Annotated in this window: 22 protein-coding genes and 4 pseudogenes; 17 read left to right on the top strand and 9 right to left on the bottom strand. The window is 39.7% G+C overall.

What is annotated here, in order from left to right:
- Window positions 1–37 precede the first annotated feature (37 nt).
- The 4 genes from IPK31_10000 (at window position 38) to IPK31_09985 (ending at window position 4235) form a co-directional block, all read left to right on the top strand.
- Complete coding sequence (locus IPK31_10000; GenBank protein ID MBK8088242.1) at window positions 38–1342, top strand: hypothetical protein; 1305 nt, start codon at window positions 38–40, stop codon at window positions 1340–1342.
- Between the two features lie 149 nt (window positions 1343–1491).
- A complete protein-coding gene (locus IPK31_09995; GenBank protein MBK8088241.1) occupies window positions 1492–3660 on the top strand; it encodes a hypothetical protein in 2169 nt (722 codons plus the stop codon).
- 5 nt (window positions 3661–3665) lie between these two features.
- Entirely contained in the window at window positions 3666–3950 is a 285-nt protein-coding gene (locus IPK31_09990) for a DUF1360 domain-containing protein (protein MBK8088240.1), read from the top strand.
- Window positions 3951–3974: 24 nt separating this feature from the next.
- Window positions 3975–4235 carry a hypothetical protein gene (locus IPK31_09985; protein MBK8088239.1) on the top strand — a complete coding sequence of 87 codons (261 nt, stop codon included), beginning with the start codon at window positions 3975–3977 and terminating at the stop codon, window positions 4233–4235.
- A 92-nt stretch (window positions 4236–4327) separates the two neighbouring features.
- On the opposite strand, the gene IPK31_09980 is transcribed toward IPK31_09985, so the two are convergent.
- From IPK31_09980 to kbl, 6 genes and pseudogenes are all read right to left on the bottom strand, one after another.
- On the bottom strand, window positions 4328–5113 hold the full coding sequence (locus IPK31_09980; protein ID MBK8088238.1) for a hypothetical protein: 786 nt from the start codon (window positions 5111–5113) through the stop codon (window positions 4328–4330).
- A gap of 62 nt (window positions 5114–5175) precedes the next feature.
- The gene (gene ispG / locus IPK31_09975; protein MBK8088237.1) at window positions 5176–7206 is read right to left on the bottom strand and encodes a (E)-4-hydroxy-3-methylbut-2-enyl-diphosphate synthase; all 2031 of its coding nucleotides are present in this window, start codon (window positions 7204–7206) and stop codon (window positions 5176–5178) included.
- A gap of 397 nt (window positions 7207–7603) precedes the next feature.
- Window positions 7604–8002, bottom strand: a complete 399-nt coding sequence (locus IPK31_09970; GenBank protein MBK8088236.1) for a tetratricopeptide repeat protein — start codon at window positions 8000–8002, stop codon at window positions 7604–7606.
- Complete coding sequence (locus IPK31_09965) at window positions 7999–8994, bottom strand: VWA domain-containing protein (GenBank protein MBK8088235.1); 996 nt, start codon at window positions 8992–8994, stop codon at window positions 7999–8001. Before IPK31_09965 ends, IPK31_09970 begins: the two co-directional genes overlap by 4 nt.
- A gap of 161 nt (window positions 8995–9155) precedes the next feature.
- A pseudogene (gene blaOXA / locus IPK31_09960) lies at window positions 9156–9964 on the bottom strand (class D beta-lactamase).
- A gap of 77 nt (window positions 9965–10041) precedes the next feature.
- A complete protein-coding gene (kbl, locus tag IPK31_09955) occupies window positions 10042–11238 on the bottom strand; it encodes a glycine C-acetyltransferase (GenBank protein MBK8088234.1) in 1197 nt (398 codons plus the stop codon).
- A gap of 147 nt (window positions 11239–11385) precedes the next feature.
- Here kbl and IPK31_09950 point away from each other — a divergent pair, with 147 nt between their 5' ends.
- The 9 genes and pseudogenes from IPK31_09950 to IPK31_09910 all read left to right on the top strand — a co-directional run bounded on the left by IPK31_09950 (window position 11386) and on the right by IPK31_09910 (window position 17121).
- Window positions 11386–11577: a hypothetical protein gene (locus IPK31_09950; protein MBK8088233.1), complete on the top strand. Its 192-nt coding sequence runs from the start codon at window positions 11386–11388 to the stop codon at window positions 11575–11577.
- Window positions 11578–11662: 85 nt separating this feature from the next.
- Complete coding sequence (locus tag IPK31_09945) at window positions 11663–12148, top strand: RNA polymerase sigma factor (GenBank protein MBK8088232.1); 486 nt, start codon at window positions 11663–11665, stop codon at window positions 12146–12148.
- Between the two features lie 16 nt (window positions 12149–12164).
- The gene (locus IPK31_09940; GenBank protein ID MBK8088231.1) at window positions 12165–13232 is read left to right on the top strand and encodes a hypothetical protein; all 1068 of its coding nucleotides are present in this window, start codon (window positions 12165–12167) and stop codon (window positions 13230–13232) included.
- A gap of 21 nt (window positions 13233–13253) precedes the next feature.
- Window positions 13254–13835: a hypothetical protein gene (locus IPK31_09935; GenBank protein MBK8088230.1), complete on the top strand. Its 582-nt coding sequence runs from the start codon at window positions 13254–13256 to the stop codon at window positions 13833–13835.
- On the top strand, window positions 13733–14119 hold the full coding sequence (locus tag IPK31_09930) for an outer membrane beta-barrel protein (GenBank protein ID MBK8088229.1): 387 nt from the start codon (window positions 13733–13735) through the stop codon (window positions 14117–14119). Before IPK31_09935 ends, IPK31_09930 begins: the two co-directional genes overlap by 103 nt.
- Window positions 14120–14252: 133 nt before the next feature.
- Window positions 14253–14659, top strand: a pseudogene (locus IPK31_09925) (DUF4332 domain-containing protein).
- 172 nt (window positions 14660–14831) lie between these two features.
- Complete coding sequence (locus IPK31_09920) at window positions 14832–15389, top strand: L,D-transpeptidase (protein ID MBK8088228.1); 558 nt, start codon at window positions 14832–14834, stop codon at window positions 15387–15389.
- 71 nt (window positions 15390–15460) lie between these two features.
- Window positions 15461–15631 (top strand): hypothetical protein, encoded by a 171-nt coding sequence (locus IPK31_09915; protein ID MBK8088227.1) that lies wholly within the window; start codon window positions 15461–15463, stop codon window positions 15629–15631.
- A 47-nt stretch (window positions 15632–15678) separates the two neighbouring features.
- On the top strand, window positions 15679–17121 hold the full coding sequence (locus IPK31_09910; protein MBK8088226.1) for a hypothetical protein: 1443 nt from the start codon (window positions 15679–15681) through the stop codon (window positions 17119–17121).
- 91 nt (window positions 17122–17212) lie between these two features.
- On the opposite strand, the pseudogene acs reads toward IPK31_09910, so the two are convergent.
- Window positions 17213–19137 (bottom strand): annotated as a pseudogene (acs, locus tag IPK31_09905) (acetate--CoA ligase).
- 118 nt (window positions 19138–19255) lie between these two features.
- Here acs and IPK31_09900 point away from each other — a divergent pair.
- The 4 genes and pseudogenes from IPK31_09900 to gldA all read left to right on the top strand — a co-directional run bounded on the left by IPK31_09900 (window position 19256) and on the right by gldA (window position 24255).
- The gene (locus tag IPK31_09900) at window positions 19256–20818 is read left to right on the top strand and encodes an MFS transporter (protein ID MBK8088225.1); all 1563 of its coding nucleotides are present in this window, start codon (window positions 19256–19258) and stop codon (window positions 20816–20818) included.
- Window positions 20819–20853: 35 nt separating this feature from the next.
- Window positions 20854–21111, top strand: a complete 258-nt coding sequence (locus IPK31_09895; protein ID MBK8088224.1) for a hypothetical protein — start codon at window positions 20854–20856, stop codon at window positions 21109–21111.
- Between the two features lie 274 nt (window positions 21112–21385).
- Window positions 21386–23293, top strand: a complete 1908-nt coding sequence (locus tag IPK31_09890; GenBank protein MBK8088223.1) for a gliding motility-associated C-terminal domain-containing protein — start codon at window positions 21386–21388, stop codon at window positions 23291–23293.
- Between the two features lie 52 nt (window positions 23294–23345).
- Window positions 23346–24255: pseudogene (gldA, locus tag IPK31_09885) on the top strand (gliding motility-associated ABC transporter ATP-binding subunit GldA).
- A 5-nt stretch (window positions 24256–24260) separates the two neighbouring features.
- Here the strand turns inward: gldA and IPK31_09880 are convergent.
- Both IPK31_09880 and IPK31_09875 read right to left on the bottom strand, forming a co-directional pair.
- Window positions 24261–24542 carry a hypothetical protein gene (locus tag IPK31_09880; protein MBK8088222.1) on the bottom strand — a complete coding sequence of 94 codons (282 nt, stop codon included), beginning with the start codon at window positions 24540–24542 and terminating at the stop codon, window positions 24261–24263.
- 371 nt (window positions 24543–24913) lie between these two features.
- Window positions 24914–25495, bottom strand: a complete 582-nt coding sequence (locus IPK31_09875) for a DUF4126 domain-containing protein (protein ID MBK8088221.1) — start codon at window positions 25493–25495, stop codon at window positions 24914–24916.
- Window positions 25496–25594: the final 99 nt, after the last annotated feature.

Genomic DNA, 25594 nt, shown 5'->3' with positions numbered 1-25594 from the left:
GCTTAACAGTATCGTTCATCATTAAACCTTACCATTTATGGCCAACCTACAAGATGGCGGCATATCCTGTTGCCCCGAACTGATCAAAGATGATCATTGTGATGTATTCCGGTTCAGCCGGGTATTAACTTATCCCACTTCTGTTTTAGGCAGCAACCGAAGACGGGTAAATGTTGAAGTAATTCTTCATTTTAAATTAGAACGCTGCACACTTGGTTTTGTATTAGGTGACCCTGTTTACAGCACCACTTTACTTCCGGGTGAAAAAGTAAAGCTGAGTACCACCGACAGGAGAAGCCGTTTTACCTACGACAGTGAAACCAAACTGAGTTACCGCAGCGAACAGATTTCGGAAGAGCAATATTATATGACGGCCTTTCAGAAATATATGGGTGATGCATCGGCTTCGCAGTCTGGTCATTCTGAAAACAGCAGCGACAGTCATTGGGATTTTCATGGCGATGCAAAAGGAAGCGTGAATCCATTTTCACTCAGTGCCAGTGCAAGTACAAATGCAAGTGGAAATCATAACAGTCACTCTGTTTCTGATTATCTCAATCAGCAGAAAAGTCATGTGGAAAGTGCAGCAGCGCAGGCAGTAAGTTCAACAAGAAAAGCACATTCCGTTTCTATTGGAGAAGTAAGCAGCCGCACACATATTGAAGGTGAAAGCCAGGATCATTTTGAAGCATCGAGCAGGGAATTTAAAAATCCCAACCGCTGTCATGCAATCACTTTTATGTTTTACCGGCTTAATAAAAAACAACGCATCAAATTTGAACTGGTTGCAATTGAAAGAAGGGTGCTTGATGAAAGCGCTCCTGTTGCCGGTATTCTGCAGGCAGCAGCAACAGGCATTCCCGTTGCATTTGTACCGCAGGATATTCCTGCAACAGTGTTACTGAAAAGAACGGCGGCTTCAACAAATCTTACTGCAATGGCTGCAGATAATATTTCATTTGCCGCCATTTCATCAACACCAAATATTGGCCGCAAAATTTTTATCCCCGATCAGAATTTCGGCACGCCTCTTGAAACAGAAAGCAGAGCAAAAGCTTTGAAAGAAGTTGATGAACAACTTGCATCAAAAGGATTGATCAGCAAAGAAGGCAAAGTATCAACTGAAACAAAACAGCATATTGAGTTTGAATCAATCTTTTCTTTACCAACTCCTGGTATCATTGTAAAAGGATGCCTCGATGATTGTGACGTTTGCGAACCATGGGTAAAAGAAAGAAATCAGCTGGAAAACGATTTGCTGCGTAAACAAATTGAACTGCTGGAAAAATCGCAGGAATACCGTTGCTGCCCTCCACCACCTGTTATTGCAGGTGATGATTAACCGCAGTTGAAGATATAAATTCTGCACTCCCTTTAGTTTGTCAGCTTTAATGCAATGACGAAAGCGGAGTGCAGGATTTTCTATCAGCACATTCTTACTACTATTACCTTTTTACGAACCTTTATCACTCATCATTAAACCTTATCATCATGTTTATTTCCATGCAGGGAAACTGGACAATTAATGTCAAGTCGAAAGATGCTGCTTTTCCCCAGCGATTTATTGTAATTGGAGCTGCCACAGGAAACGGAACCTATAACGGTGTTGTTGGAGCTCCTGCGGTTACTGTTACAGGTAACCAATGGCTGCTGGCCATTCAAAATAATCCCGGCAGCGGCTTCCGTCAATCAGACACAAGAATAAAATTTCCAGCCGTCAGTGGCGGAAGTTTTGTGTTTGATATTGAAAGTAATGATGCGGGCAGCGACAAAGATTATAATGATCTTGTACTTACCTGTTCATCTTATGCATCGGTTACTGATTTTTTATTGTATGGTAACGTTACACTTTACAGTGGCCATTGTACAATTAATCCATGCTACAGAAGATGGGTGGTGATAGATACATACAAAGGGCTGTTGAAAGCACTCGATAATGATATGCTGAGAGGAGTAATTGAAAAATTATACCCCGAACGTATACCACCTATTCCGCAGCCCGATCCTCCTCCGTTCTTTACACCACTTATGATCAATCTTGCAGATGAAGTGCAGATACCGGATAAGCTTGCCAATGTTTATACACGTATCAATTTTGCAACAACTGATACAAAAGCAAAAAAAACAAAAGACGCTATCCCTCAAAACCTGCTGAGCGATTTTCAACTTGTATCATCAAGAAGCTTGTCAGCAAATGCTGTTGATAAACAAAGCCTGGTATACGATAAAATTCAGTTGGGTAAACTGAAAGACTCTATCCGTCTTTTCTGCAGTACTGATCCGGGAGTAAACCTAACACTCAACTTTGCTGAATACGATCGCAGCAGCAGTGAATTGGCATTGGTAAATGAAATCAGTAATGATGTCCCATCAGGTGAAAACAGTGTGGTTCAATCAAGACCGGATATCATTGTAAACATCTCCGACAGTTTTCATCCAACAATCAGTTTGTTTGAAAGTGCCCCGCATTTTAATGTAAATCAACTGCAGCGTTTGGATTTTTGTTTCCCTGCTGAAATCATTCGCCCATCTTCTTTCTGTTTCAATGGAAATCTTGTTGGCAGTTTGGGTAATGTTTTTATTGGAGGAAATCAAAATACAGGAGCCAGTGTATTACCTGCTGCCTTAGACAGAAACGGTTACAATAATCATCTTGCGGCTACGGGCAAAATCACTGTTCATAATTCACAGGCTGGCTTTGCTGTTGATTGTGCTGCATGGAAAAGTGTGATTGATGTAAAAGGTTGTATGTTCAACACACAACGAAAAAAAGATGATCCTGTAATCAGGCATTATACCATCCGTTATCGCAAATCCGGTTCAGGATGGCAATTTGTAAATGAACAGTGCAGGCATCCATTATTTTCAAAACGTCATGTACTGTTTTATAATGGAGAAGTAACAGGGCCGTTCAACACAGGATTAAAAGTTGATGGCGGACCAGTACAGGTTGTACCTGCATATAAAAACATCCAGGCCGAAGCATATTTAGATGGAGTTGACTGGGAGTTCTCCAACCTTGACCGTTACATGAAATTGAATACTGCTATTTATGAAGCAGGAACTCCGGGCGGAATTTTCTTTTTAATTGAAGGTTATGATGCAGCTGGCAATTTAGTTCCCAATGCAAGAGACCTGGTTGCGTTGTACATCAACAACAGACCAATTGAATTTGGTTTACGCAATGTACATTTTACTGCGCCGCTTGAAAGCCTCCCATGTAACCTGGTGAAGATGACAGCAGCTGAAATGAATACTCCGCTTGCTCTTGAATTTAAAGCAAATGATGCATGGGGATTTATGGATTCATATTCACTCACCATGTCGAAATGCCCGCAGGATATTGAAGTAAATGTAACAACACCGCTAAGCATTTCAGGTTTAAAAATAAGTTCACTGGCAAGTGGCAGCAGTGCTTCAAATACAGATGGCAATGGCTGTCCCGGTTATACAGGAACATTGGGCGATTTTCTTACATCCGGCTTTGTAACCATGCAGATGCAGCCTTCAGCAACTGAAGGTGGATGGTTAAGAGCAACAGAAGAGTTTGCAGTATTATCGTTTGGGTTGAATGCATATATGCGCCGCACCAATGGTTACAACAGCGGACATGAAGGGCCATATCAAAACAGTGCTTCGATTTATATACAGCGTAAATAAACAGAATGGCATTTGCTTCTTTTCAATTTGGAATATCAGTACTGGCAACCTGGCGGTTATGCCATTTGCTGGCGGAAGAAGACGGACCTTGGGATATTATCTTCCGTATTCGTAAACAACTCGGGCAGGGATTCTTCGGTTCCCTGCTCGATTGTTTCTATTGTCTCAGCATCTGGATTGCAATTCCATTTGCAATATGGATGAGTGACAGCTGGAAGAATGGAATTATTTACTGGCTTGCCATCAGTGGCGGAGCCTGTGTACTCTATAAAGCCACATCAAAAAAATAATTGTTCACTCAAAATCAAAAATCTATGTCTTGCTGCGGAAGTAAAAGAGAAGAATTAAGACAATCATTGTCATTACCTGTTACTGCAAAACAGGAAACCAATGAACCTCCCAAAATGTGGGATGATATAACTTTTGAATTTACCGGCACAGGAACCATTTCAGTAAGAGGAAGTGTTACGGGTATTCACTACCTCTTCAATGGAACAGGTGTAAAGGTTTTAGTGGATTACAGGGATGTTAGTGGAATGCGTGCTGAACCTTTACTCAAACGTGTCCGTCAATAATTCAAACGCTTTCGTTACTCATTGAATAAAAAGCAAACAGCAGGCTGAGTTACTTCAGTCTGCTGTTTACTTTATCAGGGAAATAAGTATGATCAAAAAACAACTTTAAACCCGCCTACATCAGGGTTCTCTTTCATTTCAGCAATGGTAGCAGAGAAAAAGATGCTTTTTTTATCATCACTCAGTTTTACATTTTTGCCATCCAGTCTTTTTACCGGGCGGGGCAATTTAATAGTGGTCATGATCGTCATCTGGCTCATAAACATCTCTGCACCCTGTGCCTGTTCCCCCATTTCGCCCATCATTTCTGCGCTTGTTTGAACCATGCGCTCAATGCTGGTATCCGTAATAATATAAGGTGAGCGTTTAACAGGAAGACTGCTTGCATCCATCATTCCTTTCGACGGGTCCATTGCGTTAGGCATTGCATTCGGATTACCTGCTTCGGCAGCTTCTTTTTCTTTCTTTTTTAATTTGTTCAGCGAATCTACTTTATCATATACAGTGAAAAAGTTTTTCAGGTCCATGGCGTTCTTTACAGGGAACTTGAGCACAATATCCATTTTATTTTCTTTCATATCTGCCTTCATATTCATCTTGCCATTGTAGAAATATGCTTTTTCTGCAGCAGTAAATTCGCCGCCACTTGAGTCAATCATATAATTGAGTGCAATGGCCGTATCTATTTTCTTACTGGCAACACTATCCGGAATTTTTTCTGAGCCGCCCATTGACTTCATCATCTCCAAAGCCTGACTCATATCAATGCTAATTTGGTAGTGACCATTTCCTTCTTTACTTAAATCGATTTCTTCATGCATGTTACAGGAGGAAAGAAAAAAAAGAGCAATGACAATTGATAAAAAAAGTTTTTGCATGGTTTTAGTTTTAGAGTGCAAATACAGCAGGTTATAATTTATGATTGTGTTGTAAAGATATATTATGCCGGTTCAACCCAGGCATCGCTTTCTTTTAATAAACCGATGAGTTCATTCACCGCCACTTCACTGTCTACATTACGTTTTACAATTTCTTTTCCCCTGTATAAAGTGATCTTACCGGGACCGCTTCCTACATAACCAAAATCAGCATCAGCCATTTCACCGGGGCCATTAACGATGCATCCCATAATTGCAATTTTTACTCCTTTGAGATGATTGGTAACAGAACGGATCTTTGCTGTTGTTTCCTGCAAATCAAATAATGTTCTTCCGCAACTGGGGCAGGAAATATATTCTGTTTTGGAAATTCTTGTACGTGTTGCCTGTAAAATAGTAAAGGCCGTATTATTGATAAACTGTTCCGGTGTGAGGTTACTTAAATAATTCCTGCCGCTTGCATTGGCACTGCTTGCTGCCTGCTGCTCATAACTTTTGCTGCTCATACCAAGTGAAAGACCATCACCCATACCATCCAGTAACAACGCCCCGCATTCAGTTGAATAGTGAATGAGGTGTTCATCAGCAGTTTGCCAATTACTGTCGGTCATTAACACAACCGGGTTTTTAATGTTGCGGTTCATCAGCTCAATCAACATTCTCCGTACACTCTGCATGGCGTTTTGGTTAGTGCTGCTTAAACAAAGCACAACTGTTGGATCATTTGCCAATGCATCCAGGTAAGTATAATCATTGAGTGGTGTTTCGTCATTGTAACAATCGATCATTACAAAATTCAGTACCTCACTTTTTGATTCTGCTTCAGCATATCCGCTGTCCATGAAAATGGGAAAATATTTTTCTTCACCGGCAACGGTTGAGTTTGATTCAATCCTTGCTTCAGGATAAACGATCACTTTCAATGTTCCCGGCAATTCAAAATTCAATTTCTGATGAGCAATGAAAATATAATCAGCAGCCATGTCACCTATCGTCCACTTATCAGTTGCTTCGTCATATTTATAACCAACTCTTTCCAATTCTTTGGGCGTGATGTTTTTTAATTTACTCAGATCTGCAATTACAACAGGAACCTGCTTTCCACCAATATTCGATACTGCAAATGTTTCTCTGCGTTTATATTCGAATGGGGAATAAGGTAGCTGCTCAATAACAGGGATCTTACTTTCAACTTTTACCTTTTCCTTTCCCGGCAGATATCTTTTCACTAAATCCCTGCACACAGGGATTTCAAATTCAGGATCTTCTGTTAAACTTACACGAACCGTATCGCCAATACCATCTTCAAGCAATGTTCCAATACCTGCTGCACTTTTCACCCTTCCGTCTTCACCATCACCTGCTTCTGTAACTCCAAGGTGCAATGGATAGGCTTCATTGAATTCATCCATCATGTGACTGATGAGCAAACGGTAAGCCTGCACCATTACCTGCGGGTTACTGCTCTTCATACTCAATACAATGTTGTGATAACTTTCTGCACGGGCAATGCGCAGAAATTCCATAGCGCTTTCCACCATACCAATAGCTGTATCACCATAACGGCTCATGATCCTGTCACTTAATGAACCATGATTAGTTCCAATACGCATCGCTGTTCCATACTCTTTGCAAATTTTCACCAACGGAGTAAAGCGTTCACGGATACGTTCAATCTCCTCTACATATTCTGCATCGGTATAATCAATCTGTTCAAATTTTTTCTTGTCAACGTAGTTGCCGGGGTTTACTCTCACTTTTTCAATGATCCTTGCAGCAACTTCAGCAGCATTAGGTGTAAAATGAATATCAGCAACTAACGGTGTGTTATAGCCACGTTTGCGTAATTCGTTTTTAATATTGAGTAAATTTTCCGCATCTTTTTTTGACGGCGCTGTTATACGAACCAGTTCAGCACCTGCTTCTATGCAACGGATACTCTGTTCAACTGTTGCAATGGTATCCATCGTATCGGTTGTGGTCATCGTTTGAACCCTGATCGGATTAAAATTTCCGAGCAGCAGGTCACCCACTTTTACTTCTTTTGTCGGCAGTCTTTTATAATCAGTTAAGGAAGGAGTATAAAGAAACATGATTTGAAAATTTGAAAATTCGCCAATTTGGAAATGAACAACATAACGCACTGATTCATCCGCAGGCAAATTTAACAAAGAAACTGCTCTAAGGTTTGAGATAAGCTTACAATAAGGAAATTAATTTCCAAATCTTCAAATTGGTGAATCTCCAAATTATTTACCAGTCTTTCTCGGGCTGACTTGGAACGCCGGTTTTTTTCTGCATTTTCTCCTGGAGTTGCTTTTCTTTCTGTTCAAGGGCTTTGAGGTATTGTTCAGCCTGCTTTTTGGTGAGTTTACTTTTCTGAGGCTTGGGCTGTTGTGGCTGTTCCTTTTCTTTCTTTTCTTCTTTAGGCTTTTGTTCCTTCGGTTTATCTTTTTTATTCTGCTGAGGCTCCTGTTGTTTTTTGGCTCTCTAGGCGAGTTGAAGGTTTTTTCTGATCTCAACATCATCCGGTGTTAAACGCAAAGCTTCTTTATAAGCAGTAATGGCATCATTAAGTTTATTGTCTTTATGATACAACACCCCTTTATTATACAAAGCCTTTGCTTTCATTTCAGGCTCTGTTGCATTGGCTGATGCTTCATCAAATGATTTAATGGCATCTTCTGTTTTTTCCTTTTTATATAAAGTATTCCCGAGGTTGAACTGTGCAATCGTGTTCGGTTTTTTATTGATCGCTTTCAGGTAAGACTCTTCTGCTTTATCGTAGTTCCCGTCTTTAAAAAAACGGTTGCCCTTTACTACTTCACCATTTTGGGCAAAGGCAATTGCTGAAAAGAAAAGAGATAGTATCGTCAGAAAAATCTTCATGTTGTTTTCCGTTCGCTGATGAATGTTTCAATCATGAGCAATAATAAAGCCAGTGCAAGAAACCAGATGAAATAATTATTGTAGTTGGTATTACTTACTTCACCGTCAGTGCCTTTCTTTTCGAGCTGATCAATTACCGCTGTTACTTCTTTTAATAAAGCCTCAGTGTTCTGCATGTTACCATATAAACCGCCGTTGGTAACAGCCATCTGTTTCAATAAGGTTTCGTTGAGCTTTGTAATAACAGTTTGTCCGTCTTTATCTTTCTTGTACTCAGTTGTTCCGGGTTCTGTAATTGCACTTCCTTCAACAGTTCCCAGTCCGATTGCAATTAATAAAATGCCCCTGTCTTTTAATTGCTTTGCCATGGTGAGTGCTGATTCATCATGATCTTCCCCATCTGTGATCAGCAACACAACTTTATAACGTTTACCCTGCTGCGGAAAACTTTCTGCAGCCAGTCGCAATGCTTCACCAATTACTGTTCCCTGTGTTGGCACAGCATCGGGTGCGGCAGATTGTACAAACAGGTTGGCAGCACCCTGATCGGCTGTTAATGGCATGGGCAGATATGCTTTGCCTGCAAACCAGATCAATGCAATTCTGTCGTCGGGCAACTGCTCTAATAATTTACTAACGAACTGTTTTGATTTTTCAAGACGGTTGGGTCTAATGTCGTCAGCCAGCATACTCTTGCTTACATCCATTGCAATAACGATATCCCTTCCTTTGCGGTTTACATCTTCCGCTTTTCCTGCACTTCGCAGATTGGCAGCCCCTAAAGCAGTAAAAGCCATGGCGGCCAGAATCAAATAAAATTTCGTTGAGAATTTCTTTGCTGAATGATTGGCGGTTAAAATATTTACCAGTTGATCATCACCGATTTTCTTTTTTGTTTTCTTCTTCCACCTTCGGTTGAGCACAAAGAAAATTACTGCCGGAATGAGTAATACCAGCAATAACAGATATTCGATATGTGCGAAGGAAAACAAGGCTACAGTTTCAGATTACAAGATAATGGATTATGAGTACAGATGCTTTTAAACAAAAGTTAAGCCAGTTTTTCCAATAAGCAATTGGCAATATATAACAGGCAAGCAAGAACGTCCTGTAAATATCTATTGCTTATTAAAAATTGCTTATTGGCGATTGACTATTTCTTCCCCTCCATAAACTCATAATGCTTCAGAATTGCTTTCAGCAGATCCATCCTGTTTTTGAACATGGGGTAATTTTTATCAGGAGTTTGAACCATTAACACAAAGAAATAAGGGTGGCGGTTTTCTTCAATCCATCCAACTACCCAGCCAATATTCTCACCTTTTTCATCAAAGCCCCAGCCTGTTTTGTAACTCAGTTTGTACAGGCTGTTATCTTCCATCAGCATCACTTTACGAACAACCTGCTGGGTGCGTTTCTGAAAAGGTAACTGTTCAAAGTATAACCTTTTTACCAATCCCAACTGTTCATCGGGTGAAATTTTCAGCGCATTGTTGATCCAGAAAGAATCAACCGGTCCACTGATATTTTTATTGCCATATTGCAAACTGTCGATCCATTGCTGCATGGTATCTTTTCCAATTCTCCGTGCTACTTCCTGGAAATAGGGTAAAGAAGAAAGTTTAAACGCCTGTTCCATGGTTAAATCCTGGTTCCAGTCTTTCACCCATCTTTCCACACCATCCCATTTAATCAGCATTTTTCATCAAATATTTTTCCTGTCTCCAGTCCAATAAGTGAGTTAACAATTTTGAAAGTAGATGCAGGTAAAAAACGTTTCCTGTAATTAGCCGAATCATAAATAGTGAAATGCCCCTGCCCGTTATCAAGCAAAGCAAATGTTCCGGTTACTTTATACTGATCGAAATATTTCTTCAGGTCATTGTCAATCGTAAAGTTGTTGATGGAACAAGAGTTAAACAGGAATAAAAACGCAACTGCAACAACAGAGATAAAACGCATAGTTAAGATTTTGCACAAAAGTAAAGTAGAATGAATGTCAATAGCCAGGAAATAAATAAAGTCGATACATGAGCAGTTTACACAGTTACTTTCAATACACCCAATTCTTTCCCAACTTTTGTAAAGGCTGCAATAGCTTTATCCAAGTGCTGTTTTTCATGAGCCGCACTTAACTGCACCCTTATTCTTGCCTGTCCTTTTGCCACAACCGGAAAAAAGAATCCAATTACATAAATCCCTTCTTCCAGCAACCTTGCAGCAAAGTTTTGTGCAACAACTGCATCATATAACATAATCGGTACAATAGGATGTTCACCGGGCTTAATATCAAAACCGGCTGCAGTCATCTTGCTTCTGAAATATTTTGTGTTTACTTCTAACTGATCTCTCAGTTCAGTTGTTTCACTCAATAAATCCATCACTGCAATGGAAGCTCCCACTATGCTTGGTGCCAATGTGTTTGAAAACAAATATGGTCTTGAACGTTGGCGGAGCATTTCAATCACTTCTTTACGGCCACTGGTAAATCCGCCGCTTGCGCCGCCCAAAGCCTTGCCTAATGTACCGGTAATGATATCAATCTTACCCATCACTCCACGATACTCATGAGTACCTCTTCCGGTTTTACCAAGGAACCCGCTTGAGTGACATTCATCCACCATTATTGCAGCATCATATTTTTCGGCAAGCATAACAATCTTATCCAACTGGGCAATAGTTCCATCCATACTGAAGCTGCCGTCGGTTACAATTACCCTGCTTCTGGCTCCGGCTGATTCAATCAATTTAGCTTCCAGGTCGTCCATATTATTATGTTCGTACCGGAAACGCTGAGCCTTGCACAAACGCACTCCGTCAATAATGCTTGCATGGTTCAAGGCATCGCTGATGATGGCATCTTCTTCGCCAAACAATGGTTCAAATACACCCCCATTGGCATCAAAAGCCGCAGCATATAGGATAGTATCCTCTGTTCCGAGAAATTTAGAAATTTTGGCTTCCAGCTCTTTATGTATATCCTGTGTGCCGCAGATAAAGCGAACACTGCTCATGCCATATCCACGCAGGTCAATATATTTCTTAGCCGCCTCAATTACTTTTGGGTGAGAAGACAGACCGAGATAGTTATTCGCACAAAAGTTGAGTACATTTTTCCCGTTTACCCTGATTTCCGGGCCTTGGGCACTTTCAATGATTCTTTCTTTTTTAAACAGCCCGTTCGCCTTGATTTCCTCCAGCTCAGCAGCTACTCTTTGTACCATTTTCTCATTCATACACTAAGTTTTAGCTGACAAAAATAGGGGGATTGACGGGTTGAAAAATGCGTAATCGGTTACATGTTTAACAAATTCACATAATTATGTGGTTGCACTGTAACATTTTTCATTCTACCTTCGTCTAATCTCTAAAACAGGTGAATTATGAGAAAACAATTTCTAACCATCGGCGCTTTATTCCTGGTTGCAATTACAGCCTGGGTTATCCTTTATGCCGCACCTGTAAGCAAGAAAAAGATCGTTTCCCCCAAATGCAGTAAAACCTGCGAAACCAAGCCACAGGCCATTCCGCAAACAGGTTTCTATATTTTCGACTCCTTTTCAGGGAATCTCTAAACTTTTTTTAAGAACTTGTAACTTTTAGCTCCGGTGTCCGTAATACTGGAGATTGAACCTATCATTACTGATCACTAACTGAATTATGACCGCCAGAGAATATAATGAATGTGTGACCAGGTATGCTGACAACGTATACCGCTTCATCCTCAAGAATTTGGGGCATGAAGAAGATTCACGGGATGTGGTGCAGAGCGCTTTTGAAAAGCTCTGGATCAATAAAGACAATGTAGAAAATGAGCGGAGCAAATCTTACCTCTTTACCATTGCCTACAACCAAATGATCGACCATATCCGTAAACACAAACGGGTAACGTTGAGAGATGAATTTAAAGAAGAAGTAAGAATTCAGGACAGGCCGCAGCACAGTATGAAAAAAGTGCTGGAAGATGCGCTGGCCAGGTTAAGTGAAACAGCCAGGAGTTTGGTTTTACTGAAAGATTATGAAGGATACAGTTACGATGAAATTGGAGAAATAACGGGATTGAACGAAAGCCAGGTGAAGGTTTATTTGCACAGAGCCCGTTTACAATTGAAAAATTATTTAGTGAGTATTGAAAATGTGATGTAACCCTAAATCCAGAAAAATGAATATTAATCGCCATAATTACGAAGAATTTTTCCTGCTGTATGTTGACAATGAATTGTCAGCCGGTCAGCGGAAAATTGTGGAAGCTTTTGTGGCCGTTAATCCTGATCTGCAGGAAGAATTCAACCTGATTCAGCAAAGCATATTTACTGCTGATGAAAAATTAGATGCCAAGTTTATTACTTCTTTATTAAAACCTGTTGAGGAAGAAAGCTCCATCAGTGAAGAACAACTTCTTTTATACATCGATAATGAATTAAGAGCCGATGAACAAAAAGCAGTTGAGCAGGCGATTGTTGAAAGTCCTCTTTTACAAAAAGAAGTTCAATGGCTCAAACGCAGCACATTTGAAGCAGACAAGTCAATTGTATTTCCTGATAAATCATTATTGTATAAAGAAGCCCAGCCTGCAAGAGTATTTTATATGGGTACTTCTGCAAGAAGATGGGCCGCCGCTGCAGCAGTGATTGTATTGTTGGGAACGGCTATGTGGCTGATGATTGATAAATCGGCTGACAATGGCAAACCGCTTGCACAAAATCCATCAGTTCAAACAGAGAAGAAAAATACTGATGATCCAAATTCAGTAAAAGGAATTATCAAAAAAACACTTGAGCAGGAACCAGCAGAAGAAGTTGCAATCATTCCTCAGGATAATCACAACAGCAGCACTGTTACTGTTAATAAGACAAAAAATATCAGGTTAACAAATAACAATTCAGCAACTGCACAGTCTCAAAAAATTACTCAGCAAACAACTGAAGGAAACAATGCTACTGCTAAAGTTGATTTACCTGTAACTGTTGCTCCTGAAAAAATTTCTTTAACTCCCAGTAACAAAATAGAAACTTCAACCGTACAACCTGTAACAAACACAGTAGCCACCGTGTATAACAATGACATAAATGATGAAAATGAAAATGCCATTTTCACAGAAGAACGTCAGCGCAGAAGCGGTTTAAAAGGCATGGTGAAAAAAGCAAAACGGATGTTTGAACGTAATACCGGGATTCAGTCAAACGCCTCCGAAGTACGCTTTGCTGTATTTGCAGTAAACACTCAATAAAAAATATTTAAAAGAATTATTATGAAGCAATTATTACTCTCCTTGCTTGGCCTTGTTTTGTGCTTTGCAGGAATGGCCCAGTCGGATACGACAAAACCACAAAGTGCTGATACCATCAAAGTCGGCAACATGATTATTATTAAAAAACATGATGGCAAAGAAAAGAAAGAAGAAAAAACAAAAGAAGACAAAGACGACGATGATGATGATGTAAGCGTTGAAATTAAAAAACGCAAAGAGTACAAAAAATCAAACGTCAGCACCAACTGGATGATCTTTGATCTTGGTTTTTCCAATGTAAATGATCAAACCAATTACAGTTCAGCAGCAGCACAGGCCTTCTTCCCCGGAGGAACAAAAGATTTAATGAGCATCCGCAATGGAAAATCAATCAATGTAAATATCTGGTTCTTTATGCAGAAGGTGAATCTCATTGAACATGTGCTGAACCTGAAATATGGGTTGGGGCTTGAATTGAATAATTACCGTTATGAAAAAATATTCGCTACCGTTACGATCCCATTAATTTTATCGAAAGAGATCCTCAGGTTACCTCTTTCAGTAAAAACAAACTGGCAGCCGATTATATTACACTGCCAGTGATGCTGAACTTCAACTTTGCACCAAAAAGAAAAAGAACTTATGGCTTCAGTGCAGGTGTAAGCGCAGGTTATTTATATGCTGCCCGCCAGAAAATGAAAAGTGAACTGAGAGGAAAAGAAAAGGTGAAGAATGATTTCAACCTGGAACCATGGAAATTGTCTGCCATTGGCGAATTAAACTTAGGCGTTGTAAACTTATACGGCAGTTACGCTCTCAATAACTTACACAAAAACGGATTGGAACAAACACCTTATAACTTCGGAATCAGATTCAGCAGCTGGTAATACAGCTAACGCTGTATTCTCTGGTAAACCGCTTCTCTTTTGGGAGGCGGTTTTCTTTTGTTAATTAAACTCCTTCCTGTCCGCAAGTGATTTAATAATTCACTTACTTTGTTCTTAACTAAACTACAAATCCATGCCGTACAAAATTATTGATATTGAGGGAATCGGGCCCAACTATGCTGCCAGGCTGGAAGCACAGGGCATTAGCACAGTTTCTGATCTGCTGGAAAAAGGCGGAACAAAAAAGGAAGAGCATCTATTGCAGAGATAACCGGTCTTCCTGAAAATTTAATTATTACCTGGGTAAACCATGCCGATCTGCATCGCATTAAAGGTGTTGCCGGTCAATTTGCTGAATTACTGGAAGCAGCCGGCGTTGATACAGTTATTGAATTTGCCACACGCAATGCAGATAACCTGCATGGTAAACTGGTTGAAACCAATGAAAAGTTTGGATTAAGCGGCAGAGTGCCTTCAATTGAGTCGCTGAAAGAGATGATTGAGGAGGCGAAAACACTGGCACAAAAAGTGTTTCACTAAGAAGAACTACGAACCTTCATTTGAACCGCTTCATACTCAAAGCGGTTTTTTTGTACACATTAAAATTCAGTTATCCACCTATTCCTCATCAATGGATTGTTAATTAAATTAACGCAGGTAATACGGCATAGTTTTTAGCCGTTAATCCAATATTCCAAAAACAAAGTGTCAAATGAAACGCCAACCAGCTTTTCTTGTTTTATGCTCGGCAGCCATGCTCTTTCTTTCGGGCTTTAGTTTGCTGCACAGGAACAAATCGATGCAACAGAGTTTGCATGTCAGGAAATCAACTTTATACAGTGTGGTGATTGATAAAAGTAATTATCAATTGAAAGTATTTGATGAAAACGGGTGGCTCCTAACTTACCCTGTTGTGTTTGGAACCAGTGAAATGACCGATAAGATGATGGAAGGTGACCGCCGTACACCGGAAGGTCACTTTAGAATCATCGCCAAAAAAATTCACCCTGAATGGGGCTATTTTCTTCTTCTCGACTATCCCACCCAAACCGATATTGAAAAATTCAATGCAAGAAAACAACAGGGATTGATTCCATACAATGCCAAACCGGGCGGAGGAATTGGTATTCACGCTACCCGCCGTAATGAAGACCGATTCGTGGATTATTTTTATAACTGGACATTAGGCTGCATCTCTACTAAAAGAGAGTACGCCAAAGAATTATACAATATGCTGCCAGTAGGAACAGAGGTTACCATCCTGCGGTAAAATTAAAATACCCTTCGCTGGGTATAGTTCAACACCTGTTTTAAAGGTTTCTTTGGTTTCAAACAAAACACATGAAACCGAAACTTTTCTTTACTCTTAGTTTTCTTACCCTTCTTCATTTTGCACAGGCGCAAAAGCTCAGCAAAGAAGCAACGCATGAAATTTCCAAAAAAGCCAACAAAGGTTATTTGTATGAACCTAAGGTTGATGAAGCAAAAAAGAAATCACACTTACTTACGTAACCAAAGCAACCGGCAGGTTTGCAAAGTTTGAGGCCTATAAATTTGATATGGATTTCAACTTTAAAACAATGGAAGAAAGTGAAGTTCCACTTGAAAAAATCAAAGGTTACAAAGCAGATAAAGGTGAAGAATACAGTTTTGATGCTGTAACAGTTGAAACCAATTTGATGGGTACCCTTATTTTGAAACGTAAAGTGTATAAAAAGAAATGGAATTGGTTTTGGGGAGGGTACGATACCAAGATCAGTTTTGGAGAAAAATTAAAACCTAAAAGCGAGGATGGCGGCAAGTTTCAATATGTTGGTCATGCAGAGCAACCTGAAAGTGGTAACATCTTAATATTTGCCGGAGATAAGGGGAAAGGTATGGGCGATATGCTGAAGATGACAACCGAAATTCATGTGTTGCGTTTCGACAGTGAATTAAATAAGGTTGCAGATAACTTACTGAAATTTGATTTCCCTCAAACACTTGTTGCCGCAAGTACTGATGACCAGGATGAAGATGCTGATACAGACAGTGATGTATTACTTCTGTTTGCACCAATGGGTGGTAAAGGTTTCAAAAACTCAGCTGATCCTGACGCTACCAATTATACGTATGTAAGAGTTGGATCTGATGGCAGCATTAAAGAACGCATTAAAGTTCCTTCAAAAACAGGCATCTTCAACGGTAATATGTTTGTAACTGTTGGTGATGATGTGTTGATCATGGGTGCAACCAATGAGAAAACAGATGATTACTTCAATGAAAAATTTGCAGCACCAGCTAATCAGCGTGATGCCGAAATTGAAAAATTTAAAGCAAAAGGATTCCAGGTTGTAAAAATATCAAAAGGAAAAGTTGCCTTTGTAAGTAACAATACACTGGAAGATTTTGATAAAAAATCTCAATCGCCTCCTTCACAAAAAAAGAACCCTGAATATACAGGACGTAAGTTCAAAATTGCAGATATCAAAATCATCAGCAATGGCGATATTTTATTAGCCGGTCAGAAATATACCAAATCAAAAGGCGGCGGTCATGTAGTAAAGTTTGGTAATCTTGGTTCTGTTGGCGGCAACAGCAGCGGCACCGAATATGAAGACATCATTATGATGCATTTTGGAAGCGATGGAGTATTAAGAGCTTCTTATGGTGTACGCAGAGAAGAAAATGATAAAGATGCAAAGATGTCGCCTAACAATCAGCTGATCATGGAAAGTGCAGATGGCAAAAGTGTTTACTGGACCATTATGGAAATGAAAGGCTGGAGACAGGAAAAAGAACTGGGCGAAAGCAAATATAAATTCCTGATGTATCCTAACGTAACAAAGATTGATGTGCCAAATGCAAAGATTGGCGACTTTGTACAAATGGGGCAGGGCAAAACAGATTACTTCGTGAACAATAAATATCCATCATTGCCAATTGGTAAAGGGAACATTGTATTTCTTGGTGAGAATAAAAACGGAAAAACACTTTGGTTTGCCAAAATGCCTTTGGAATAATAGTTCAACCATATTTAAAATCTTGCATCAGATCAATACCCAAGATCCACGTGTAAGAAAAAGCCTCCCGATAAATCGGGAGGCTTTTCATTTATAGCTTTCCATTTTTTATTTCTTCCACAACACCAGGATCTAAGAGCGTTGATGTATCTCCGAGGTTTTCTGTTTCACCTTCAGCAATCTTTCTTAAAATTCTCCGCATAATTTTTCCACTTCTTGTTTTGGGCAAGCCTGTTACAAGTTGAATTTTATCGGGCTTGGCAATAGGTCCAATGATTCTTGTAACTGTCTGCAGAATATCAGCACGGGTTAAGTCATCATCACCATGATGTCCCTGATAAATCACAAACGCATAAATGCCCTGTCCTTTAATATCATGCGGATAACCGACTACTGCACTTTCAACAACACCTGCATGCATGTTAATGGCGTTCTCCACTTCTGCTGTGCCAATACGGTGACCGCTTACATTCAATACATCATCTACCCTTCCTGTAATTCTGTAATTACCTTCTTCATCTCTCAAACAACCATCGCCTGTAAAATATAAATTATGATAAGGTGCAAAATAATTCAGTCTGCACCGTTCATGATCGCCATAGGTTGTACGTAACATACCCGGCCATGGAAACTTGATACAGAGATTTCCACTTACTCCATTGCCTTCTACTTCTTTTCCATTTTCATCAACAAGAATCGGTTGCACACCCGGTAAAGGAAGTGTTGCATATGTTGGTTTAGCAGGAGTAACACCGGCTAAATTGGAAATAAGTACGCCACCTGTTTCTGTTTGCCACCATGTGTCAACGATCGGGCATTTTTCTTTCCTACATGTTCATCATACCAATGCCATGCTTCTTCATTAATCGGTTCGCCAACAGTTCCCAATACTTTTAAGGAAGAAAGATCTTTTCCTTTCAACGGATCCAGACCAAAACCCATTAAACTTCTGATGGCTGTTGGTGCTGTATATAATACATTCACTTTGTATTTATCAACGATGTTCCAGAACCTTCCTGCATCAGGCCATGTAGGAATTCCTTCAAACATAACACTGGTTGCACCTACACTTAACGGACCATATAAAATATAACTGTGCCCTGTTATCCATCCTATATCGGCTGTACAGAAATGAATATTACCAGGTTGATACTGAAATACATTCACAAATGAATAACCGGTGTACACCATGTAACCGCCGATGGTATGTACAACACCTTTTGGTTTGCCTGTTGAACCCGATGTATATAAAATGAACAAGGGATCTTCTGCATCCATTTCTTCCGCTTCAAAAGAAACCAATCCATTTTTTTCAACCTGTTCCAGTGCATGTTCCATTTCATCTTCCCACCACACATCTCTTCCTTTAATCATGGAAACAGGAGTTCTTGTTCTCGTATAAACAATTACTTTCTTTACTGTTCTGTTACCGATCAATGCATCATCAATTACACTCTTCAGCGGAATATCTTTATTACCACGGTAAGCACCATCGCAGGTAACAATAAATTCCGCCTGTGCATCATACAATCTGTCGGCAATACTCTGTGCAGAAAAACCTCCAAAGATTACACTGTGTATGGCACCAACTCTTGCACAACCCAATACCGCATAAGCAAGCTCAGGCACCATTCCCATATAAATACAAACACGATCGCCTTTCTTTACTCCATTATTTTTTAACACCTGCGCAAACTGGCAAACACGTTTATGCAACCTGTTATATGTAACAACTCTTGTTCTTTCTTCCGGGTTATTTGGTTCCCAGATAATCGCAGGATCTTCTCCTCTTGTTGCCAGGTGACGGTCAATACAGTTTTCAGTAATATTCAGCTTACCGCCCATAAACCAGCGAACATGCGGTTCAAGAAAATTCCAGTCCAATACTTTTTCCCAGGGTTTGCGCCATTGAAAGTTAGATGCAACATCGGCCCAGAAGCCTTCAGGGTTTTCAACACTTCTTTTATACGTCGATTTGTATTCTTCTAATGATTTGATCTGAAAGGGATATGACATAGCTGAAATTATAAGTTATAAAAGTACAGAAACAACTCCTTTGAAAATGATTCAGCGAAAGAGATTTAAATTTTATAATTTTTATTCTCATATTTTAATTTGTATTTATCTTGTCAGGATGAAACCAACCTCTCTAAAGTCTGTTATTGCAGCTTCTTCTGTAGGAACCTTAATTGAATGGTACGACTTTTACATTTTCGGAAGCCTGGCCACAATTATTTCCACTAAATTTTTCCCTGCCGGAAATCCAACTGTAGCATTGCTTTCAACGCTTGCAACTTTTGCTGCAGGCTTTGTTGTAAGGCCATTTGGTGCCCTTTTCTTTGGACGACTGGGCGATCTGATCGGAAGAAAATATACTTTCCTGTTAACGTTAGTGATAATGGGTTTATCAACTTTTTTAATTGGCTGTATCCCCAGTTATGAATCGATTGGTTTTTTTGCACCGCTGCTTGTATTGTTGCTACGGTTACTGCAGGGGCTTGCATTGGGTGGCGAATATGGTGGCGCTGCAACTTATGTAGCAGAACACTCCCCTGCTGAACGGAGAGGATTCTGGACTTCCTGGATACAAACAACAGCTTCTGTTGGTTTGTTTGTTTCTTTACTGGTGATCATTGCAGTGAAAGGTGCAATGGACGAACAATCGTTTGGCGATTGGGGATGGAGGGTTCCGTTCTGGATTTCCATCATCATGGTTGGTATTTCTATTCTCATTCGGATGCGGATGAAAGAATCTCCTTTATTTTCAAAAGCAAAAGCTGAAGGGAAAACATCTACCAATCCGCTGAAAGAAAGTTTTGGGCATAAACTGAATTTCAAATTTGTATTGCTCGCTTTATTTGGTGCAACTATGGGCCAGGGCGTTGTTTGGTACACCGGGCAATTCTATGCATTGAGTTTTATTCAAAATACACTGAGTATTGATGTAGCACAGGCAAGTAAACTCATTATGTGGGCGCTTTTGTTCGGCACTCCTTTCTTTGTAGTATTCGGATGGCTTTCAGATAAAATTGGCCGTAAATGGATCATGATGGTTGGTATGCTGATTGCTATTGTCAGCTACCGTCCTATCTATTCAGCCATGTATGATGCAGGAAGTGTACAGATGAAAAAAGAAATAACTGCACAAACTGCAACAGAAGTTAAAATAATGGCTGATGAAAAAAATACAGGTGACAGTGTGCTTACCACCACTACATTAAAAGTATATGAAGATGGCACCACTTTAAAAGAAGTACAAAAACAAATGATTCATGCAGATGCTTCAAAAGCTGATGCCACTAAAGATATCATTACAGCCAAAACAGTAATCCTTGATACGGGCTCCTTTTGGAAATTGATCTTTCTTGTTTTCATTCAGGTCATTTTTGTAACAATGGTATATGGACCAATTGCAGCTTTTCTTGTTGAAATGTTTCCGATAAGGATCAGGTATACTTCCATGTCGCTTCCTTATCATATTGGTAATGGTATTTTTGGTGGTTTGTTACCTGCTATAGCAACCTTTCTTGCAACAAAAGCAACCATGGCCAATGAAGTTGCCACAAAAGCCGGCACAGCATTACCTTATGACAAACCATTTCTTGAAGGTTTGTGGTATCCTATTATTATTGCAGCCGTTAGTTTGGTGATCGGCGTACTGTATATAAATGGAGAAGATAACAGGATTGAAGATTAAGAGCAGTTCAATTACTAATATTAAAACGAAACGATATGAATAAGATAAGAAAATATTTAGGATTTGTGTGGATAGCGCTTGGCATAGCAGCAGGTTATTACCTCATTGTATCGCAGGCTATTCCAAAATTTGAAAGTGGTAAGCCGGAAGATAAAATTCCTGCCATTATATATGCATTCATCCTGATGCCGATCATTGTGGGCGGATTACTTGTATTCGGCTATTATGCAGTTACAGGCGAGTATGACATGTATGAAGACAAAGAACATCATATTCATATTAAAGAAGATTAACTGTCTATGTAAAAACAGAATTGAACTGAGGAAACAGATATATTCTCATTTCTCTTCAGCTCTTGCTGTTTTTCTCTCCTTCTGCCAAAAAAAGCATTTCGTGCAGCGAAAAACGAACAGGAGTGGTCTTTTAAGTGAAAGAACTCAAACCATACCCTATTGGTTAGTTAGATGTCTGTTCATATGGTTGGTTTTTTATTAAAGCCCTCGTTTTTAAACCAGGGCTTTTTTGCTACGGTATTTATACTACTTTTATCGCCGTTTACTAACACCAATGAAGAATTTCTCTGCCATTAACTTATTAATTGCCCTTTTTCTGACTGTTTTACATCAAAACAGCATAGCTCAGTGTTCGGGCAATGTATTATTTTTTGAAAATTTTGGCGGTAGCAGCAGTTCGCCCTTAACTGCAACCAGACTACCGCCCGGCAAAACAACTTATGCATTTGATTCCCTTGGCTTTGTTGATGATGGTGAGTATGGCATCCGCAAAACATCGGCGGATATTGCAACCGGTCAACGGCAGTTTGGTGTTTGGAATATTGGTACTGATCATTCGGGTAACGGCAATATGATGGTGGTTAATGCCGACTTTACTGCCGGCAAATTCTATGAAACCACTGTCAACAACCTCTGTATTGGCTCAAAACTATATTTTTCTGCCTGGGTAGCCAATCTCATTCCACTGGGAAATAACAATCCGCTTGACCCAATACTTCGTTTCGAAATCAGCAGTGCAATATCTGGCACAGTATTATCGAGCTTTTTAACTCCTGCTATTCCACGCTTCAGTGCGTTTACCTGGACACAGTATGGGTTTAATTTCAATTTACCCCCCGGTGAAAGCTCTGTAATTCTGCGCATATTTAATAATCAGGTTGGTGGTTTGGGAAATGATCTTTGCCTCGATGATATTGAATTTACTTTATGCGGCCCTGCTATTGCTCCGGCACTATCAGGAACATACCAGAACGGCAGTGATGCATGCACCGGCAGTAATATTTCCATTGCCGGTAATGTTGCACCAGGCTTTTATACAACCCCAACTTATCAATGGCAGTTTAATGATGGCATGAATGGATGGGTGAATATTCCCGGAGCCATTACATCAAATTACTCAATTACCAATGCACAGGTAGCTAATAGCGGTACATACCGGTTGCTGGTTGCAGAAAATGGGAACATTAACTCTGCTAACTGCCGATCCGTTTCTTCACTGATCCCTGTAAATGTTTATGCCCCCTTTGTTCCAATACTGCAAACCAATGAACCTATTTGCGAAAATGACACTCTCCGCATCTCCACAATATCAACTGCTTTGCAGTATTCATGGAAAAATACAGTTACAACATTTCCTTCAACAACAAATACCTTACAGATTCCATCTGCAACTTTAGCAGATGCCGGGGCATACAGTTTAGATGTTGTTACAAACGGTGGCTGCACCAGCACTGGATTCATCAATGTAGCAGTACAGGCAAATCAGCTGCAGCGGATCATTCCTTTTGATGATTTACTCTGTGATGGAATGACGTTGTTTATTGATGCTGATCAGCCGGGTGCAATTTCTTATTTATGGAATGACGGCATCACTTCTTCTCAACGGGTTGTTGCAGATGCAGGTGTATATTCTCTTCTTACAAGTGATGGTGTTTGTAAACGTACAGACAGTTTCAGGATTACAACAAATGTTACACCTGTTGTAAATCTTGGCATTGATACAACACTTTGTTATAACGAACTGCTTGTACTGAATGCTGCCAGCCCTGTTGCTGATACTTATTTATGGAGTACCAATGTTACTGATTCAGCTATTACTGTAAATACAGCAGGTACCTATTCTGTTTTGGTTGAAAACAGGTGCGGCATTGCCGGCGATGATATTAAAGTTTTGTATGAAGATTGTGCAAACATCATTTTTGTACCCAATGCATTTACCCCCAACAACGACAGGCTGAATGATGTATTGAAGGCAAAAGCTTATTTTAAAGTTGATGAATTTTCCATGAAAATTTTCAACCGGTGGGGGCAAATGATCTTTTCTTCCAATTCACTTCATACTGGATGGGACGGAACAGTTAAAGGTCAGCAGGCTCCACCGGGAATGTATACCTGGGTGATACAATATAAACGCAGCAACAAAGTTTATAACCAGAAAGGCACTGTACTGGTGATCTATTAATGATTACTGCCTTCCCCGTTTTTTCTTTTATTTTTGACACAAACGCAACAGTATGTCCATTGAGGTAAAGAACCTGGTAAAAATTTATGGTGAACAGAAAGCAGTAAACCTGATTTCCTTTAAAGTAAATAAAGGAGAGATTGTAGGTTTCCTCGGGCCAAACGGTGCAGGAAAAAGTACCACCATGAAAATGATCACCGGTTACCTGCAGCCAACATCAGGCGATGCCATGGTGTGTGATGTAAATGTGCAGGACAATCCACTCGGCACAAAACAGAAGATTGGTTATTTACCTGAGAGCAATGCACTGTATTATGAAATGTATGTGAAAGAATATTTAGAATTTATAGCTGAAATACATAAAGTACAAAACACAAAAAACAGGATTGCAGAAGTAATTCAGCAGGTGGGCTTAACATCAGAAGCACATAAAAAAAATCAGCCAGTTGTCAAAAGGATATAAGCAGCGTGTTGGATTAGCTGCTGCATTGATTCATGATCCCGAAGTATTGATCCTTGATGAACCCACCAGCGGGCTTGATCCCAACCAGATCATCGAAATACGTGAAGTAATCAAACAGCTCGGAAAAAACAAAACGGTTTTATTTTCATCGCACATCTTACAGGAAGTAGAAGCCATCTGCGACCGGGTAATCATTATTAATAAAGGGAATATTGTAGCCGATGATCAGCTCAGCAATTTGCAACAGGCAACCAGCGGAAGTTCAGTACATGTAACATTTAAAGAAGCGTTGGATGAAGACAGATTAAAAAACTTACCTGCCGCAACTATTGTTACGAAAATCGACAACTATAACTGGGAACTGCAAAGCAAGGATGAAGAAACCCTGCGCAAACAAATTCTTTCTATGGCAGTAGAAAATAATTTCAATATTGTTTCATTGCAAAGCGGAAGTAAAAGTCTGGAAAATGTGTTCAGGAGTTTGACAGGAAATAACTAATTCCTTTAATCCAGCTTTTTTATTGCTGCAATAATATCATCGACAAATTTTTCATTTTTTTTCTTAAAGCTGTTGTCGCATGAAATACAATTGGCGTCTAACTTACCGGTAACATCTATCTTAATTTTTTCATAATCGTCATTGTAGTTAATCAATCCGCTGTAAGCAATTATTTCAACCCATCTTTTATACCTTTCTCCTGTTCTATCCTGATCAATGAATTCAAAAAATTCTTTGGGAAATTTTGTTGCATATTGTATCGCTGGTTCTCCCGGATATTCTCCCAAAGCTCCGTCGGATATATTAATCGTAAAATCAAGACACCATATATAAAAAGGTCTTGTTATGCTGTCTTTTGTATTTATATACGAAAGCAGCAGAGTAGTTGAATCGTTATCAGATGGTCGGAATTTGTTATTATAAAGATCCTTCGCAATTTGGGCGATAGCTGGATTATTGAGATAAAAGGAGATTGGTTTTCTGTTTATAGAATCCGGTAGCAGGTAAGTCTTCCCACTTATTTGATCTTTCCAGTAAACTTCCTTATGCGATATTGTATCTTTAGAAATAACTGTTTTTTGTTTATCCTATTTTTCATTACAGTTACCTGATAACAATAAGATGAACATCATCGTCAAACAATAATAACACGCGTTCATCAATTATTTTCGTTTTTCTTTTTAACTATTCTCCCAAACACTTTCATCACAATCCATCCAATCAGCAATACCATCAGCACAGCTATAACGACGGGTATTACAAAGGTCAGTGCAGTACCGCCAATAGCCGCTGCATTTTCTCCTGTTGCTACCACTGCATTACCTATGCCCGCTGTTGTTTTGCTGGAGAATAACCGAAGCAAACCTGTACCGGCCTGTACCGTTCCGGCAGCTCCGCCACCGGCAATGATGGCCAGTATCCATTTCAGCATGGGGTTAAAATCAGCAATCGGTAAAAAAGCAGCCAGTACCGTACCTGCTGCAACAGCAAGAGGAGTTGCAATTGTATCAAGCAGGTTATCTACAAAAGGAATATAATAAGCAGCAATTTCCAGTACGGCTGCAGTGCCAAAACCAATCAATGCAGGGAGGCCACCCATCCATTCCATATCAGCAGGTAAATGATACCAGTGCAGGTAAGCGGCAAGACTTGCACCCAGCATCGGCACAAAAACCCTGAAACCGCAGCAGGCACTTAAGGCAATTCCCATGGCAACAGAAGTGATGATTTGTGTATCCATACAAGCGTTTGTTACTGACTAAAAATAACCAATTCCCTGATATGAGTACTTTGTTGCTCTGTTTGAAAGCCTTTACTTTGCAGCGACAAAAGAAAAAAA

This window comes from Chitinophagaceae bacterium (genome assembly GCA_016713085.1).
In the GTDB taxonomy this organism is placed as follows: Bacteria; Bacteroidota; Bacteroidia; order Chitinophagales; family Chitinophagaceae; genus Lacibacter.
The sequence above is the reverse complement of the archived record's forward strand: the minus strand, read 5'-3'. Positions and strand labels throughout refer to the sequence as shown.

Bases quoted from the DNA above. Each gene is read 5' to 3' on its own strand.
- IPK31_10000 (MBK8088242.1), top strand. From the start codon at position 38: ATGGCCAACCTACAAGATGGCGGCATATCCTGTTGCCCCGAACTGATC.
- IPK31_09995 (MBK8088241.1), top strand. From the start codon at position 1,492: ATGTTTATTTCCATGCAGGGAAACTGGACAATTAATGTCAAGTCGAAA.
- IPK31_09990 (MBK8088240.1), top strand. From the start codon at position 3,666: ATGGCATTTGCTTCTTTTCAATTTGGAATATCAGTACTGGCAACCTGG.
- IPK31_09985 (MBK8088239.1), top strand. From the start codon at position 3,975: ATGTCTTGCTGCGGAAGTAAAAGAGAAGAATTAAGACAATCATTGTCA.
- IPK31_09980 (MBK8088238.1), bottom strand. From the start codon at position 5,113: ATGCAAAAACTTTTTTTATCAATTGTCATTGCTCTTTTTTTTCTTTCC.
- ispG (MBK8088237.1), bottom strand. From the start codon at position 7,206: ATGTTTCTTTATACTCCTTCCTTAACTGATTATAAAAGACTGCCGACA.
- IPK31_09970 (MBK8088236.1), bottom strand. From the start codon at position 8,002: ATGAAGATTTTTCTGACGATACTATCTCTTTTCTTTTCAGCAATTGCC.
- kbl (MBK8088234.1), bottom strand. From the start codon at position 11,238: ATGAATGAGAAAATGGTACAAAGAGTAGCTGCTGAGCTGGAGGAAATC.
- IPK31_09950 (MBK8088233.1), top strand. From the start codon at position 11,386: ATGAGAAAACAATTTCTAACCATCGGCGCTTTATTCCTGGTTGCAATT.
- IPK31_09945 (MBK8088232.1), top strand. From the start codon at position 11,663: ATGACCGCCAGAGAATATAATGAATGTGTGACCAGGTATGCTGACAAC.
- IPK31_09940 (MBK8088231.1), top strand. From the start codon at position 12,165: ATGAATATTAATCGCCATAATTACGAAGAATTTTTCCTGCTGTATGTT.
- IPK31_09935 (MBK8088230.1), top strand. From the start codon at position 13,254: ATGAAGCAATTATTACTCTCCTTGCTTGGCCTTGTTTTGTGCTTTGCA.
- IPK31_09920 (MBK8088228.1), top strand. From the start codon at position 14,832: ATGAAACGCCAACCAGCTTTTCTTGTTTTATGCTCGGCAGCCATGCTC.
- IPK31_09915 (MBK8088227.1), top strand. From the start codon at position 15,461: ATGAAACCGAAACTTTTCTTTACTCTTAGTTTTCTTACCCTTCTTCAT.
- IPK31_09910 (MBK8088226.1), top strand. From the start codon at position 15,679: ATGGATTTCAACTTTAAAACAATGGAAGAAAGTGAAGTTCCACTTGAA.
- IPK31_09900 (MBK8088225.1), top strand. From the start codon at position 19,256: ATGAAACCAACCTCTCTAAAGTCTGTTATTGCAGCTTCTTCTGTAGGA.
- IPK31_09895 (MBK8088224.1), top strand. From the start codon at position 20,854: ATGAATAAGATAAGAAAATATTTAGGATTTGTGTGGATAGCGCTTGGC.
- IPK31_09890 (MBK8088223.1), top strand. From the start codon at position 21,386: ATGAAGAATTTCTCTGCCATTAACTTATTAATTGCCCTTTTTCTGACT.
- IPK31_09875 (MBK8088221.1), bottom strand. From the start codon at position 25,495: ATGGATACACAAATCATCACTTCTGTTGCCATGGGAATTGCCTTAAGT.